7 protein-coding genes are annotated in these 16,585 nt (G+C 47.0%); 6 read left to right on the forward strand and 1 reads right to left on the reverse strand.

Annotation, left to right across the window (positions count from 1 at the left end):
* Window positions 1–2: 2 nt before the first annotated feature.
* Window positions 3–3,869 (reverse strand): phosphoribosylformylglycinamidine synthase, encoded by a 3,867-nt coding sequence (gene purL / locus B2739_RS07360; protein WP_331345220.1) that lies wholly within the window; start codon window positions 3,867–3,869, stop codon window positions 3–5.
* A gap of 1,295 nt (window positions 3,870–5,164) precedes the next feature.
* Between purL and mltF the strand changes: the two genes are divergently transcribed.
* The 6 genes from mltF to B2739_RS07390 all read left to right on the forward strand — a co-directional run bounded on the left by mltF (window position 5,165) and on the right by B2739_RS07390 (window position 16,576).
* Complete coding sequence (mltF, locus tag B2739_RS07365) at window positions 5,165–6,682, forward strand: membrane-bound lytic murein transglycosylase MltF (RefSeq protein ID WP_331345221.1); 1,518 nt, start codon at window positions 5,165–5,167, stop codon at window positions 6,680–6,682.
* 136 nt (window positions 6,683–6,818) lie between these two features.
* Complete coding sequence (ydiJ, locus tag B2739_RS07370) at window positions 6,819–9,872, forward strand: D-2-hydroxyglutarate dehydrogenase YdiJ (protein ID WP_331345222.1); 3,054 nt, start codon at window positions 6,819–6,821, stop codon at window positions 9,870–9,872.
* A gap of 38 nt (window positions 9,873–9,910) precedes the next feature.
* A complete protein-coding gene (locus B2739_RS07375; protein ID WP_331345223.1) occupies window positions 9,911–12,502 on the forward strand; it encodes a DUF349 domain-containing protein in 2,592 nt (863 codons plus the stop codon).
* A 492-nt stretch (window positions 12,503–12,994) separates the two neighbouring features.
* Window positions 12,995–13,714, forward strand: coding sequence for a GntR family transcriptional regulator (locus B2739_RS07380; RefSeq protein ID WP_331345224.1), 720 nt, complete (start codon window positions 12,995–12,997; stop codon window positions 13,712–13,714).
* A 204-nt stretch (window positions 13,715–13,918) separates the two neighbouring features.
* Window positions 13,919–14,623: a transglutaminase-like cysteine peptidase gene (locus tag B2739_RS07385; protein WP_331345225.1), complete on the forward strand. Its 705-nt coding sequence runs from the start codon at window positions 13,919–13,921 to the stop codon at window positions 14,621–14,623.
* Between the two features lie 39 nt (window positions 14,624–14,662).
* The gene (locus tag B2739_RS07390; RefSeq protein WP_331345226.1) at window positions 14,663–16,576 is read left to right on the forward strand and encodes a bifunctional diguanylate cyclase/phosphodiesterase; all 1,914 of its coding nucleotides are present in this window, start codon (window positions 14,663–14,665) and stop codon (window positions 16,574–16,576) included.
* The last annotated feature ends 9 nt before the right edge of the window (window positions 16,577–16,585 follow it).

The following is a 16,585-nucleotide window of genomic DNA, read 5'->3' on the forward strand; positions in this document are numbered from 1 at the left end:
AATTAACTCACAAACACGCGCGCATTGCGGAACAAACGCAACCATGCACCATCGTCTTTCCAATCATCCGGTTTCCATGAGTTGGTTACCGCGCGGAATACGCGCTCGGGGTGCGGCATCATAATGGTGACGCGACCATCTTTGCTGGCAACGCTGGTGATACCCAATGGAGAACCGTTCGGGTTAGCCGGATAGGTTTCCGTTGCTTGCAAATTGTTGTCGATAAAACGCAGCGCAACAGTACCGCTCTCGTTACACACTTTCAGCGCATCGGCATTAGCAAATTCCGCATAGCCTTCGCCGTGTGCAACAGCCACTGGCATATGCGACCCCGTCATGCCTTTAAACAGAACTGACGATGACTCCTGCACTTGCACCAAGCTAAAACGCGCTTCAAATTGTTCAGACAAGTTGCGCACAAAACGCGGCCAGTGATCGGCACCAGGTATCAGATTTTTCAGATTGGACATCATCTGGCAACCGTTACACACGCCCAAACTGAAAGTGTCGTTGCGATGGAAGAAACGCTCGAATTCATCGCGCACTTTGTTGTTGAACAAAATCGTTTTTGACCAACCCTCGCCCGCACCCAATACGTCACCGTAGGAGAAGCCGCCGCAAGCAACCAGGCCTTTGAATTGTTCCAGCGATACACGACCTGAAAGCAAATCGCTCATGTGCACATCAACGGCTTTGAAACCAGCGCGATCAAATGCTGCCGCCATTTCCACATGACCGTTAACGCCTTGCTCACGCAATACCGCAATAGCAGGACGAACGCCAGTGTTAATAAATGGCGCTGCAACATCGTCATTTTGGTCGTAGCTCAGTTTCACGCTTAAACCGGGGTTTGGTTTGATGATTGCGGCAAATTCTTGTTCTGCGCACACAGGGTTGTCACGCAGAGCTTGAATGCGATAACTGGTTTCGCTCCACAGTGCTTGCAGTTGCGCGCGCGGTTGATCGAACAATACTTTTCCGTTCAGGCTGATATTTAAGGAATCGCTGCTGTTCAAACCACCGATTACATTGACTTTTAATCCCGCATCAGCAAAACGTTTTTGCACTGCAGCAGATTGCGCACGTGCAACTTGTACTACGGCACCCGCTTCTTCACTGAACAATACAGCAAGCGCATCATCACCCAAGCCATCCAAATTAATGCTTACACCGGTGTGACCTGCGAATGCCATTTCTGCAACAACCGCGAATAAACCACCATCAGAGCGATCGTGGTATGCAAGTAACTCATTAGCCGCAAGGCTTGCTTGTGTTGCGTTAAAGAAATTTTTGAGTTGCTCAGCAGAATCCAAATCAGCAGGTGTTTGGCCGAGTTGGTTGTAAACCTGCGCGAGGATCGAGCCACCCAGACGATTTTTACCGTTGCCCAAATCAATCAGAATTAAATCGGTATCGCCTTTGTCGGTTCTGAGTTGTGGAGTCAGTGTTTGACGCACATCTACCACAGGTGAGAACGCAGAGATTACCAATGACAATGGCGCAGTAACCGCTTTATTTTCATCGCCATCTTTCCAGGCGGTGCGCATGGACATGGAATCTTTTCCAACCGGAATAGTAATGCCCAACGCCGGGCACAACTCCATCCCCACTGCTTCTACTGTGCGATACAGTTTTTCTTCTTCGCCTTGATGGCCAGCAGCGCACATCCAGTTAGCAGACAGTTTTACATCCGACAATTTTGCAATGCGCGTTGCCGCGATATTGGTGATGGCTTCGGCAATCGCCATGCGGCCAGATGCTGGTGCATCCAACAATGCGACCGGCGTGCGCTCACCCATACTCATGGCTTCGCCCGCATAAGAGTCGTAGCTCACCGTCGTAACGGCAACGTCAGCAACCGGCACTTGCCATGGGCCAACCAATTGGTCACGCGCAACCATGCCCGTTACCGAGCGGTCACCGATAGTGATCAGGAAATTTTTGCTCGCGACCGCTGGGTGTTTAAGCACACGCTCAGCAGCCTCTTTTAATTCAATACCGGCAGTGCTGAATTCAGCTGTTTTTGCAGTGTGCTTTTCGGTAACGCGATGCATTTTTGGCGGTTTGCCAAACAATACTGACATTGGCAAATCAACCGGTTTTGCATCGAAATGTTTGTCATTAACCAACAAATGTTTTTCGTCAGTCGCTTCACCGACAACAGCGTAAGCCGCGCGCTCGCGCTGGCAAATCGCTTCAAAACGCGGCAGGTCTGCCGGCGCAATTGCCAAGACATAACGCTCTTGCGATTCGTTACACCAAATCGCCAATGGACTCATGCTCGGTTCGTCGTTAGGTACATTGCGCAATTCAAATTTGCCGCCAGTCCCACCGTCTTTTACCAATTCAGGGAAAGCGTTGGAAAGACCGCCTGCCCCCACATCGTGAATAAACGCGATCGGGTTTTTATCGCCCATCTGCCAGCAAGCGTCGATAACTTCTTGACAGCGGCGTTCCATTTCGGGGTTCTGGCGTTGTACAGAGGCGAAATCCAGATCTTCAGACGAAGAACCGGAAGTCATCGAAGAAGCAGCACCGCCGCCAAGGCCGATCAACATCGCCGGGCCACCGAGCACAACCAACTTGGTGCCAGCACCAAAGGGCGGCTTCTCGATGTGTTCAGTTTTGATATTGCCGTAACCACCCGCCAACATAATGGGCTTGTGATAGCCACGGCGCTCGCCGTCAAAGTTTTCTTCGAAGGTACGGAAATAACCGCAAATATTCGGGCGACCAAATTCGTTGTTAAACGCAGCGCCGCCGATGGGGCCTTCGATCATGATGTCGAGCGCGTTCACGATACGGTTAGGCTTACCGTAATTCTGTTCCCACGGCTGTTCAAAACCCGGGATTTGCAGGTTGGAAACGGTAAAACCGGTCAAACCGACTTTGGGTTTGGAGCCGCGACCAACAGCACCTTCGTCACGGATCTCACCACCGGCACCGGTACCTGCACCCGAGAACGGGGAAATCGCCGTTGGGTGGTTGTGGGTTTCCACCTTCATCAATATGTGAATTGGTTGTTGGGTATATTCGTAAGCCTTGGTTTCCGGATTCGGATAGAAACGCCCTGCTTCGTGACCAACCATTACTGCCGCGTTATCAGCGTAAGCGGAAAGTACATCTTCGCCGCCAACCTCGTTGGTGTTTTTGATCATTTTGAACAGACTGCGCTGCTGCTCTTCACCATCAATCGTCCATGAGGCGTTGAAGATTTTGTGGCGGCAGTGCTCGGAGTTAGCCTGTGCAAACATCATCAACTCGACATCAATCGGGTTGCGCCCCAGATTGGTGAAACTCTCTACCAGGTAATCAATTTCGTCTTCTGCTAACGCCAAACCGAGGGATTTATTCGCTTTTACCAGAGCAACACGGCCACCGCCGAGGATATCTACCGACGTTTGTGGCGCCGGTTGCTGTTGGATAAATAGCTGTTCGGCTGCTTCCAGACTATCAAATACCGTTTCTACCATACGGTCATGTAACAAAGCTGCAACAGCAGCGCGATCTGCCGCCGATGCGCCAGTCACGTAATAGGCAATACCGCGTTCAATACGCTTTACGTTTTCCAGACCGGTGTTTTTGGCAATATCGGTCGCTTTGGATGCCCAAGGGGAAATAGTCCCCAAGCGTGGGACGACCAGGAATAACTCGCCGTCATGGCTCGCTTCTTTCTCAACTTTTGGGCCGTAAGTCAGTAATTGCTTAAGCACATGCTGTTGGGCATCGCTCAAGGGAGTGGAAACGTTGGCAAAGTGAACAAATTCCGAGCTGACACCGGTCACCGCAGGAACGCGTTGTTGCAGGCTGGACAGGAGTTTTTGGGTACGGAAACTGGAAAGAGCGGGAGCGCCACGCAGGATTAACATAGTGGGAAGAGCCTCGGCATGGGTGATAACAAGGATTAATGACAAAAGAGAGGCGCGCATTGTACTGGATTTAGGCACTGCCCGAGAGACTTTTTTCCCCAGCCCAACCCGGCTTGCTGATTGGATACCAAGACGTTTATGGATACGGCTAAGCGCTACTGGAGTAATTCCCAAAAAGTGTGCAAATCGTTCCGGGACAAACGCCCGACCAAGCCCGCTTCAACACCTGTGGCGCCTGCATGCCAAAATATCAACCTCGGTGCTATGTATTTCAGTTCATTGTATAGATAAGAATCTTCGCTTCAGGTATTCAAAAAGACATTCGCCAGAGTAACAATACAATTTCCGTCTTTTTCACATATCAAAAAAATTAATTATTCAGAAAAACAAGAACGAAAAAATTTCTGGATTACCTGATAGAAAAAGTAGCTTTCTTAATAAATAGAAACAGTAGCTTTCTTAATAAACTGAAGCATGATTCATGATGCGTATGGACAACAAAAATGCTATTGAAATAGCAGTAAAATTTTCCATAAAAATTTACTTTCCCTATTAAATTCGAAAAAATTAAACGAAAACACCTATGAATTTACAACAAATAATTTTTTTAATTGCTGGATGATCATCAGGGATCAGACTAAAAACATTGTGTATCTGACAAAAAATAGAAACCTTCAAATATGACATCATGATAATTATTTTTAATAAATAAATTCGTCCACATCATTAGATCGAGTTTATATCACCAGGTAAAAATAAAAATTCCAAAATATCTTTTAGCTTTTTTACAGAATGAAAAACGAGTCAAAAATAAATACATCCTGGAATTAAACTTCAAATTTCTGCTTATAACTTTTTAGTAATTCGATAAAAAAATTAATCGCGCAAACGCAAACAGGTTCTTATAACTAAAAAATCTGAATATTTGTTGCATTTTTGTACGGTTTTTTTACAAAAACTTACGAAATCATGCATTTTTGCGTTCAATATTGGGTAGAAAATAAGGTTTGTAATCACATTTTTTTACTTTTTTTCGACCGTCTGTCGGCTTTTTCCTGCACACAACAATTTACTGAATCCCGCACCAGATCTGCTCCCAGAGCCAAAAGATCACTTTTTCACCAAAACTGCTAGCCCATGTATGCTCAAAAAACAAGCTAGGCATACAAAAAAAGTGCCTATACCATGTCGGGGTATTTGCACGGGTCATTAATGGATTGGATTCGGCATGAATGCGCACACACGAAGAGAACACCCTTTCGGGCGTTGCAGTTCAGCAACCGGAGTAACCCCTTATGGAAATTCGCAAACCATCAGTGTTAGTGATTAAGTCCATCCTGACGAGCCTTGTTGTCGGCACGTCATTAATTGCCAGCAGTGTTTTGCTGGTACGCAGCACCACCCCAACCCAATTGGAAAAGGTGCTGGAAGCAGGCGAGTTGCGCGTCTTATCAAGCAACGGCCCTACTACTTATTACGAAGGCTCCAATGGCCTCACAGGTTTTGAATATAGCCTTGTAAAAGGCTTTGCGGATTCGCTCGGCGTAAATCTGGTGATTGAAGATCAATCCAACCTTGGCCAGATGCTCGATAGCGTTGCCGCACAGCAAGTGGATTTCGCCGCTGCTGGCCTGACGACTCTGGAAAGCGCTGATACTACGCTGCGTTTCTCTACCCCTTTTATGCAAATTACCCAGCAGCTGGTCTACAACAGCCGCCTGCCTATGCCTGCCAGTATTAAAGACCTCAAGGGCAAGAAAGTACTGGTAATTGCCAACTCATCGCACTGGGCACGTTTGCGCAAACTGCGACAGGATTTCCCTTACCTTCAGTGGCAGCCACTGGAAAATGCCGAAATGATCGACCTGCTGGATATGGTCAATAAAGGCGAAGCAGATTATGCCGTGATCGACTCCAGCGCCTATGACCTGAATCGTTATTCTTATCCCAAAGCCCGTCTGGCGTTTGATGTAAGCGACCCACAACCTTTAGCCTGGGCATTCCCGGCACAAAAAGACACCAGCCTGTTCGATGCCGCCCAAAAATACCTCAACAGCATTAAGGCCGATGGTTCATTGGCTAAAGTCACTGAAGAGTTCTTTGATCGCCACATAGAAGAGGTCACTACCGGCGAAGCCATGGCCTTTACCTATCGGCTGGAGCAACGGCTGCCGCAATGGGTTGAGGACATGAAGCTCGCCGCAGACGAGTTTGATCTGGACTGGCAATTACTGGCAGCGATTAGCTATCAGGAATCGCACTGGAAAGCCGATGCTCGCTCGCATACCGGGGTACGCGGCTTGATGATGTTGACCAAAAATACCGCTAAAGCCATGGGTATCAAAGACCGCGAAAACCCCCAACAAAGTATTTATGGTGGTGCCAAATACCTGCGTATGTTGCTGGGGCGTTTACCAGAGCGAATCGAAGCTGAAGAGCGCCTGCATTTTGCTTTGGCAGCTTATAATCAGGGTCTTGGCCATTTAGAAGATGCACGTGTGTTGACCGAACGTATGGGCGGCAATCCGAGCAAGTGGGAAGATGTGCGCAAATACATGCCGCTGCTATCAAAACAGCAATATTACAGCCGCGCTAAACATGGTTATATGCGCGGTTGGGAACCCGTCAAATTTGTCGATAACGTTCTTAACTACTACAAAATTATCGCCTGGCATCAGCAGCAGGAAGAATTCCGTATTGCGACCACCAATGCTGGCAGCCGGTTATCTGCCAATACCCGCCAAACCGGCGAAAACAACCGGAACAATACCCCCACAAGTCAGGAAACAAGCCCGACAGTTTCAGTGCTTTAACCGGTTATATTCTCTATTTAATGTCTAAACTGCCGCCTCTGCGGCAGTTTTTGTTTTAGCCGCAAGATCAGGACATTGAAAAGGCAAGGGAGTAGAATGGCGGCCTATCAAATAGCAGCCGATCGATGACCACCCCATGATTCCACGTATTGACCAGACATCTCCCGTCCAAACGCTCTACCTCAGCTTTATCAATGCCCTGCGCGATGCAGGCTTTAGCGGGGACTTGAGCCCGGATTATGCCAATCGAACCGTATTGGCAACAGATAACTCTATTTATCAAGTATTGCCGCAAGGCGTGCTCTACCCGCGCGATACCGCTGATCTGGTGCGTATTGCCAAACTCAGCCAGGAACCGCAATTCCAAAACATTGTGCTCAGTCCGCGCGGTGGCGGTACCGGTACCAATGGGCAATCGCTCACCGATGGTTTGGTGGTAGACACATCCAAATACATGAACCAAATTTTGGAAATTAATGTAGAAGAGCGCTGGGCGCGCGTTCAATGCGGCGTTGTTAAAGATCAATTAAATGCAGCCATTAAACCGCACGGATTATTTTTTGCTCCGGAGCTGTCAACCAGCAACCGCGCGACCATTGGCGGCATGATCAATACCGACGCGTCAGGCCAAGGTTCTTGTCGCTACGGCAAAACCCGCGATCACGTATTGGACTTAACAACCGTTTTGCTTGATGGGACTGAATGGACATCATCCGCAATTGATGAAAAGACGCTGGAAGATTTATGGCGACGTGAAGACCGCGTGGGCGAAGTGCACCGCGTTATTGATGCAATCCAACGCGAACACCATGTACTTATTGAACAAAAATTTCCCAAATTAAATCGCTGCCTCACCGGCTACGATCTGGCACATATCCGCGATGAACAGGGGCGATTTAATCTCAACAATATTTTGTGCGGCAGTGAAGGTACGCTCGGTTTTATCACCGAAGCGAAAATCAATTTATTGCCAATCCCAAAATGTAGCGCGCTGATTAATGTGAACTACCGCGATTTCAACGTCGCGCTGCGCGACGCCACGCAACTCATGAAAGCGAATCCAACCTCTATCGAAACCGTCGATTCAAAAGTATTGAATCTGGCGATGAACGATATCGTATGGCATAGCGTTTCTGAATTTTTCCCTGCACCGGAAAACGGTGAAAAAATCCAGGGAATCAATCTGGTTGAATACACTGCTGACTCCGATGATGCACTTAAAGCAGATGTAAAAAAACTGACTGATTTATTAGACCAAGCGGCGCAAGACAACAGTACAGGGCGCATTAGTTACTCCATCGCATGGGGCAATGATGCGGTCAATAAAATCTGGGGAATGCGCAAGAAAGCAGTGGGGCTACTCGGAAACGTCGAGGGAGAAATACGTCCGGTTCCTTTTGTGGAAGACACCGCTGTACCACCGGAAAACCTGGCGGATTTTATTTTTGAATTCCGTGCAGTGTTGGATGAGCACAAACTTACCTATGGTATGTTTGGCCATGTAGATGCTGGTGTTTTGCATGTGCGCCCAGCGCTCAACATGAAAGACCCTGCACAAGAAAAAATGGTGCGGGTGATTACCGACAAAGTGGTCGCACTTACCCAAAAATATAATGGTCTGTTATGGGGCGAACATGGCAAAGGCGTTCGCTCGGAATATGCACCGGCATTTTTTGGTGAACTCTATCCGCAAATCCAACGCATCAAAGCCGTGTTTGATCCACGCAACCAATTAAATCCCGGAAAAATTGCGACGCCATCTGCTGATATTGAATTATTAAAAATCGATGAAGTACCAACACGCGGCCAAATCGATAGAAAAATTCCCGTGCAAGTATGGGAGGGTTACAGTGAAGGTATGCACTGTAATGGCAACGGACTTTGCTACAACTGGAATCCGAATGATGCCATGTGCCCAAGTTGGAAAGGCACACGTGAACGCAAACATTCGCCTAAAGGCCGTGCATCATTAATGCGTGAATGGCTCAAACAAATGAGTGAACGCGGTGTTAATGCAGTAGAAGAAAGTAAAAAATTCAAGCACACCAGCTTTGTATTCAACTTACCTGCCCGTGTAATCAATACGTTTGGTAAGCGCAAAGGCGAATATGATTTCTCCCATGAGGTACACGACTCCATGATGGGCTGCCTTGCGTGCAAATCCTGCGTTGGCCAGTGCCCTATCAAAGTGGATGTGCCAGAGTTTCGCGCAAAATTTTTAGAGCTTTATTACAGCCGCTACTTGCGCCCGTTAAAAGACTATTTCATCGGCGGTCTGGAATTTATGATTCCTACCCTCGCTAAAATGCCTTGGGCGTACAACCTGATGATGAAGCCGCAATTTATGCAGCGCTTTATGGCACGCTTTATCGGCATGGTCGATAGTCCGCTGCTAACCGGTATCAATTTACACACTGCAGCGCAAAAGCTCGATGTGAATTACGCGACTCTTGAAAACATCGCGCAGTTGTCTGCCAGTGAAAAATCCCGCGCAGTTATTTTGGTGCAAGATGCCTTCACCAGTTATTTTGAAACACCATTGGTAATCGACACACTGACGCTTCTTAAAAAACTGGGCTTTGTTCCTCTGATCGCTCCCTTCAAACCCAATGGAAAGCCGTTACAAGTCCACGGCTTTTTAAAAGCGTTTGCCAAAGCCGCCGATGCGAATGCAACACAATTGAACGGCCTTGCCTCTTCAGGAATTCCCTTAATTGGTATTGAACCCGCAATGACATTGGCTTACCGCGCGGAATATAAAAAGGTATTGGGCGATAACGTACCCAAAGTGCAATTGATTCAAGAATGGCTGGCCAAACAAAGCGAGCAGCTCGGTGAAAAAATACGCGAGTTCAAAAGCGCCGATTTTTCATTGCTTGCGCACTGCACCGAAAAAACCAATGCTGTGAGTTCGATTAAAGATTGGCAGACCATATTCAACACTCTGGGCCAAAAATTGAATGTGATTGAAACAGGTTGCTGCGGCATGGCAGGCACCTACGGCCACGAAACCAGCAATGTGGAAACCTCCAAAAAAATCTACTCACTTTCCTGGTCGCAAGTTGTGAATAACCCTGCAAATGCCGGAAAACTCACCGCTACAGGTTATTCTTGTCGCAGCCAGGTGAAACGCATCGACAACACAAAACTACCGCACCCGGTACAAATTTTATTGCAACAACTCCTGTAACACTCATTACTACCATCACTGACTGACGAGCCACGATTATGAAATTATTACGTAAACTGTTTGGTGCCAAACCCAAAGCTGAACCCATCAAGGCAGCACCTATTCCGGTAGCAGAACCTAAAGCACCGAAGCCGATTATTACGCTGGATATCGTTGAGCAAACCAACGATGAAAGTGAATTACTCAAATTGGCAAGCGATGGTGCAACCAGCCAATTACGCCAAGCTGCAGCAGAAAAAATACATAGTCGTGAAATATTGGAACAACTTGCCAAGGTGGTAAAAACCAAAGATAAGAATGTCTTTAAAATCGTAAAAACCAAGTTGGACGTATTTAAAGCAGAAGACGCAAAAATCGCAGAACTGGAAGCCAGCGCAGAACGTATTTGCGAGAAAATTGAACGTCACGCCCAATTTGATGCCGATGCACTCTTCAAAGCCAAACTGGGCGTACTGCAAAGTGAATGGGACAATCTTGGACAAGTCTCCATTATTGTCCAATCCCGTTACCAGGCAGCGCTTGCTGCTTGCGAGGCAAAGATCAACGCACAGGCACAAGCGATTGCGGATGAAGAAGAAAAACAAGCGCTTGATAAGCAAGCCCTGCAACTGGCCGAAGAAGCACTCTCCAATCTTAAAAAATTGGCCGCTGATATTTACAGTGCAAGCCATGTCGATGATCTGCTCAATGCCAACTATGAAGTAAAAATACAAGAATTAAATAATGCGGTGCGTTTGGCTGCGAATCGTCATTTACCACTGGACAAACTCACCAAAGAATTTGAACAGCGTAAACAACAAACATTGAACTTGATCGACCAAATCAAAACCTCTGGCACGGTTAAACAGCTGACTGAAAAACTGGAACAGGTAGAAGACTCTGAACTGGTAAAAAACACCCAGCAAAAATTACAGCAACTCATGCGGTCTGCCAGAGATTTTGGCGATGAACTACCTGAAGCGCTGAATGAAGCCAAAGCAAAAATGGATGCGCTCTGGGCACAGCGTCATCAAGCTGAACAGGCAGCCAAAAATACGCTGCGCGATTTTAGTGAACTTGCACGTAAGGGGCTATGGGCCGCTGAGCAAGGCTTTGTACGTAAAGCACGTGCAATCCAAAAAGAGCTTCAGGAAAAGCGTAGCCAGCTTGCCGATATTCCAAAAGGAATCCAAAACAAAATTGATGACTTTGAAGCGCAGCTAGCCAAATTAGGGGACTGGCATGAATTCGCCGTTACACCTAAAAAAGAAGCGCTGATTGTGCAAATGCAATCACTGGCAAACAGCAGTATGAACCCTGAGACACTCGCCACCAAAATCCATGAATTACAGGATAGTTGGAAAGAGGTGAGTAAAGGTGTGCAGCAACAAGATGACGAACTCTGGCAACAATTCCAGCAAGCTTCTGCTATTGCTTACGCACCCTGTAAAGATTTTTTTGAAGCACAAGCTGCAGAGCGCGATAACAATTTGGAAAAGCGCCGCGAGCTGGTTAAACAACTGCAACAATATTTACAGGGTTACGATTTTACCAATGCCGTCTGGAAGGATGTTGAACAGACATTGAAAACTGCACGCGCAGAATGGCAAAACTATTGGCCCGTACCGCGTAAAGCCGGCAATGAGCTGCAAAAAGAATTTGAAAACCTGATGGAGCAATTGTTCAATAAAATTACTGCTGAATATGAGCACAACAAGAACGCCAAGCAAGCACTGGTTGAACAGGCACAGTCGTTAGTAAACAGTACAGATAGCCGCTCAACAACGGAAACCGCTAAACAATTACAAGCTCAATGGAAAGCGATTGGAAAAAGTTGGCACAAAGAAGATCAGCAGCTGTGGCAAGAGTTCCGCAAGCATTGCGATGCGGTGTTTGCACTGCGTAACCAGGCGTTTGAAGCAGCTAAAGAACAGCGTTTGGCAATTGTTAACCAGGCCGAGCAATTGATCGCACAACTACACGCTATTGCAGAAAAAAGCGCGGAAGCGATCACTGTGGCAAAAGCCGACATCGATAATATTGCCGCTCAATTCAATGCCCTTGAACTTCCAAAAGAGGCGGCAAAACAACTGCACAATAAATTTCATGCAGCTATTGCCGCCATTAACACCCAGCGCAATGCCGCAAAGACAAAAGCTGAAGAACAAAGTTGGGCAGATTTATTCTCTGCACTGAATGCAATACGCCAATATGAACTGGCAGTGCTGACGCAGCAATCGGCAGAACAACTGGCCACACAAAAAGCAACACTGGATGCATTATTGACTGACACTCCACGCTGGCCTAATGGCACGTTCAATGCGCTGCAGCAACGTTTGGCCAAGACAGATCAATTGACTAGCGAAACGCAAATAGCCAACGCCGGATTATTGCGCACACTGACTATCCGCGCTGAAATCGTTACTGATCAGGAATCACCTGAAAGCGATAAACAAGCGCGCATGGAATATCAAGTCAAACAAATGCAAACCGCTTTTGGACAACGCGATAGTCGTTTTGAACTATCGTCTTTTCATCCATTAATAGTGGAGTGGATTAGTTTGGGAGCTGTCGCTGATGATATTTACCAGCCACTTTGGAAGCGCTTTGATCACTGCCGCAAGCTGGCAGCACAGGTTCAGGATAAATAGTCCGGCCCGGAATTAATAACCAAAGTGAAAAGTATTTTGACAAAGAAAAAAGGCAGCTCCGATATTACAGAGCTGCCTGACGGTATATCCGAAAATACAAGAGAGATTCATGTACAACGATAAACACTGCATTACGCAGTCAACGGGATAACTCAAAACTACTTCAAGAAAAAACTGGCGGAAAACTTCCGCCAGAATAAGGTCAAACACAACCCCTGCTCATTGGAAAATCGGCGATGAACCAATGAACATTGAGTTAATCCTAATCCCTGCATACTAGTAGGTCAAGCTTTTTGTCAAAATGACTTTATGATATCCCGATTAGTTTTATTGTTGAACATTTATTCACTAATGATCATGATTAATGCCACTTTGATGTGCAGCTTTTTATGCCATTCATTGTCTGCCCACAGTGGCTGTGGCATGGTTGTCGGCATTAAATCCGTCAGTCCAAATATTGTGCTGACATATTGAGTATCCGAGGAGATGAACGTGGCTAAACAGCCTGTAATTAATATGCGACCGGAGTCCAGAGGGCTGTCCTTTGACCGCCCAGCGGCAAGCCAGATCTTTGGTTTTATTCGCGACTCCATCATCAGCATGGAATTACTCCCCGGACAAATGGTGTCGGAAACGGCCTTGGCGCAACAGTTTGGTGTTAGCCGGACTCCTGTGCGCGAGGCGTTGATCCAGCTCGCCAATATTGGCTTTGTAGAGGTGCTGCCCCAACGCGGAACCTATGTGTCCAAATTCAGTATGGAGAAAATTCTGGAAGCGCGTTTTATTCGCGAGGCACTTGAGGTTGCAGTAGTCACACAACTGGCAGCCAATAGCGATGAAGCGATTCGCCTGGAAGCAGTGGATCAGTGCGAAAAAATTATCGCCGACCAAAAAACAGCTGCCGCCGATGATGATGCCCTCGCCTTTCAAATGCTTGACGATACTTTTCATCAAACACTGGCCAGTTTTACCCAGTATCCACGCGTAGCGTCTTTTATTGAGGCAGAAAAAGCCCATATGGATCGCGTACGCAATTTAAGCCTGCATGTAAGTGGGCAATACAAACGCATCCTCAATCAACACAGCGCGATTATCAAAGCCATCAAAGAAGGTTCAGCACAAAAATCCGCAGCGGCAATGAGCGTGCATCTCAAAGATGTGTTCAATATCCTTGAAGTAATTCCGCAAGAACATCCCGAGTATTTCACCTGATTGTGTTTTGCTTTTAACAAACGGCCTATCCCACCCAGGATAGGCTCAAGCAGATGCGCAACAATGTTCAATCCGCACCATCAAATTACTGTCTATACTGCGATGCATGTTAATGATTTGATGCCTGGCTGAACCCAATGCCGTATTTTTTTATACACCGCGCCACAACTACTGCAGACAAACCGATATTAGCGGAGCCGCTGCATGCGTGTGCCTAGCATTTTCCTGCTTGGTAGCGCATGGAAATTGCCGGGGTTATCGGTATTGCGTACTAAGTTGCCGCTGTTGCTACTCAGCCTTTCACTGCTAGTCAGCGCCGATATTCAGCCACAGAAAATGCAGGAATCCATGCGCAGCCGTTATGGTGATGACGGGATTGCCCTGCTAGATGCCTGGCAGCGAATGCTGGTTGATGCCATCCACAATTCCAATGAAGACAAACTCATCCAGGTCAACCAATTTTTTAATCGCCACGTGCGCTACACGGAAGATGCCGTGTTGTGGAAAAAATCGGACTTCTGGGCAACACCGTTAGACCTGATGGGTATGCGTGCAGGTGATTGCGAGGATTACACCATCGCAAAATATCTCAGCTTGTTGCAATTAGGCTTTTCTAACCAACAGTTGCGATTGATATATGTCAAAGCGCAAATTGGCGGCCCCCAAAGCAAAATTTTCCAGGCACATATGGTGTTGGGCTATTACCCGACACCCGATGCTACCCCATTGATCCTCGATAGTCTGATCAACACCATTGAACCTGCAAATCAACGGCCGGACTTGCGCCCGGTATTCAGCTTTAATAGCGAAGGTTTGTGGGTAGGCAATAAGGAAACCACGGCTGACCCCACTGCCCGCTTATCGCGTTGGCGTGATTTGCTGGCACGTGTTCATGAAGAAGGTTTTTAAAATGCAGACTACAAAAATTGATACCAAAAGGCACAGACCATGTCACTGATAAAACAATTGTGGATAGGCATTATTTTACTGTTGCTACTAGCGCTTGCCGGTAATTTTATTATCAGCATCCTGACTGCAAAAACTTATCTGCAAGAACAATTGCGTTTAAAAAACATCGATAACGCCAACTCCCTTGCACTGTCTATTTCACAGATGCCAGAGAAAGATCCGGTCACGCTGGAGTTATTGATCACCGCACAATTTGATGCAGGCCATTACGAGTACATTCTGTTTCAGGATGCTAACAACAAACCGATTGTCGCACGCAATTTTGAAGAGAATGATAAAGATGCGGCACAGGTTCCCGCCTGGTTTGCGCGATGGGTTGCACTGGATGCAGCACCGGGAATTGCACAAGTACAAGATGGTTGGCAACAAGCAGGGACATTACTTGTAAAAAGTCATTCGCGTTATGCAGTGGAAGCACTGTGGAGCAATACACGCAATTTATTGGACTGGTTTATTATCGCAACACTGCTCAGTGGATTGATTGGTAGTTTCATCCTGAAATATATTTCACGTCCATTGGATTTGATTGTGGATCAGGCCGAAGCCATCGGCCAACGTCGATTCATTGTGTCGGAAGAGCCCAGAACCAAAGAGTTCCAACGGCTGGTGCGGGCGATGAACACCTTATCGCAAGGTGTTAAACAAATGCTTGATAAAGAAGCGCGCCAGCTTGAATCACTCAGACGTGAATCACAAACCGATGTATTGACTGGACTTGCCAACCGCACCCATTTTTTAAATTTGCTAGATGCCCAATTAACTAATGAAGAATTGCAATCTGATGGTGTGATGGTGATTGCGCGGGTCATGCATTTAAATGAGCTCAACAATCGTTTAGGTCATCAACAAGTCGATCAGTTACTGCGTGCAATTGCCGGGGTATTCAGCGATATCCAAAATAAACATCCCGATAGCTATGCAGGACGCTTAAACGGCAGCGACTTTAGTTTGCTGATTCCCACCGACACCCCCATTGATATTATTAGTGCAGAAGTTTCCCAGGCACTTAACTTTCAATTGATCGCAGGAGGTTTTGATAAAGTTGCCGTACCGCTGGCACTGTGTAGCTTTAATCATGGTGACAAATGCAGTGAAATCTTGCACAAACTTGATGGCGCCCTTGCGCAAGCAGAACTAAAAGGCAATCGCGCTGTGGTAACAGTTACCCAGCATCAAATTGATTATGCACAACACAATCTCAGCCAATGGCGCGATGCGATTAGCCATTCTCTGGCCACTCAAAATCTGTCGTTGGCAAAATTTCCGGTGCGCACAAGCAATCAGGAGTTATTGCATGAAGAAGCTGCGGTGCGCTTACAGTTGGATGAAGCGTTAAAACCTGCCGGATATTTTATGCCCTGGGCAGTACGCTTGGGGCTCATGCCCAATGTTGATATCGCGGTATTAAAACTCGCACTCACCGAGTTGAACCGTTACCCGGCTCCACTCTCAATCAATGTGTCAGCTGCATCGCTCTGCAGCACCAATTTTCGTGAGCAAGCCGTTTCACTATTAACTGAAAACCCCGGCTGTGCCGCGCGGTTGTGGATTGAGTTTCCGGAAGTGTGTGCATTGCGCCATCTGGAAGAGTTGCGCGCATTTTCATCCCGCTTACGCACGCTGGGCTGCCGTGTAGGTTTGGAACACGTAGGTTTGGAATTTACCCAATTTGCTAATTTGCAAGATATGGGCTTGGCCTATTTAAAAATCGATAGTGCCATTGTGCGCGATATACAACACAACACCAGCAGCCAGAGTTTTGTCCAAAGCCTCTGTACACTCGGGCATTCATTGGGTATTCAAATGATTGCCGAAGGCGTAATCAGTGAAGGAGAACAACAAACGCTGATTAAAATTGGCCTTGATGGATTTACCGGCACGCATATTGTTTGAGTTTGGCAC

This window comes from Cellvibrio sp. UBA7661, assembly GCA_002483365.1.
GTDB lineage: Bacteria > Pseudomonadota > Gammaproteobacteria > Pseudomonadales > Cellvibrionaceae > Cellvibrio.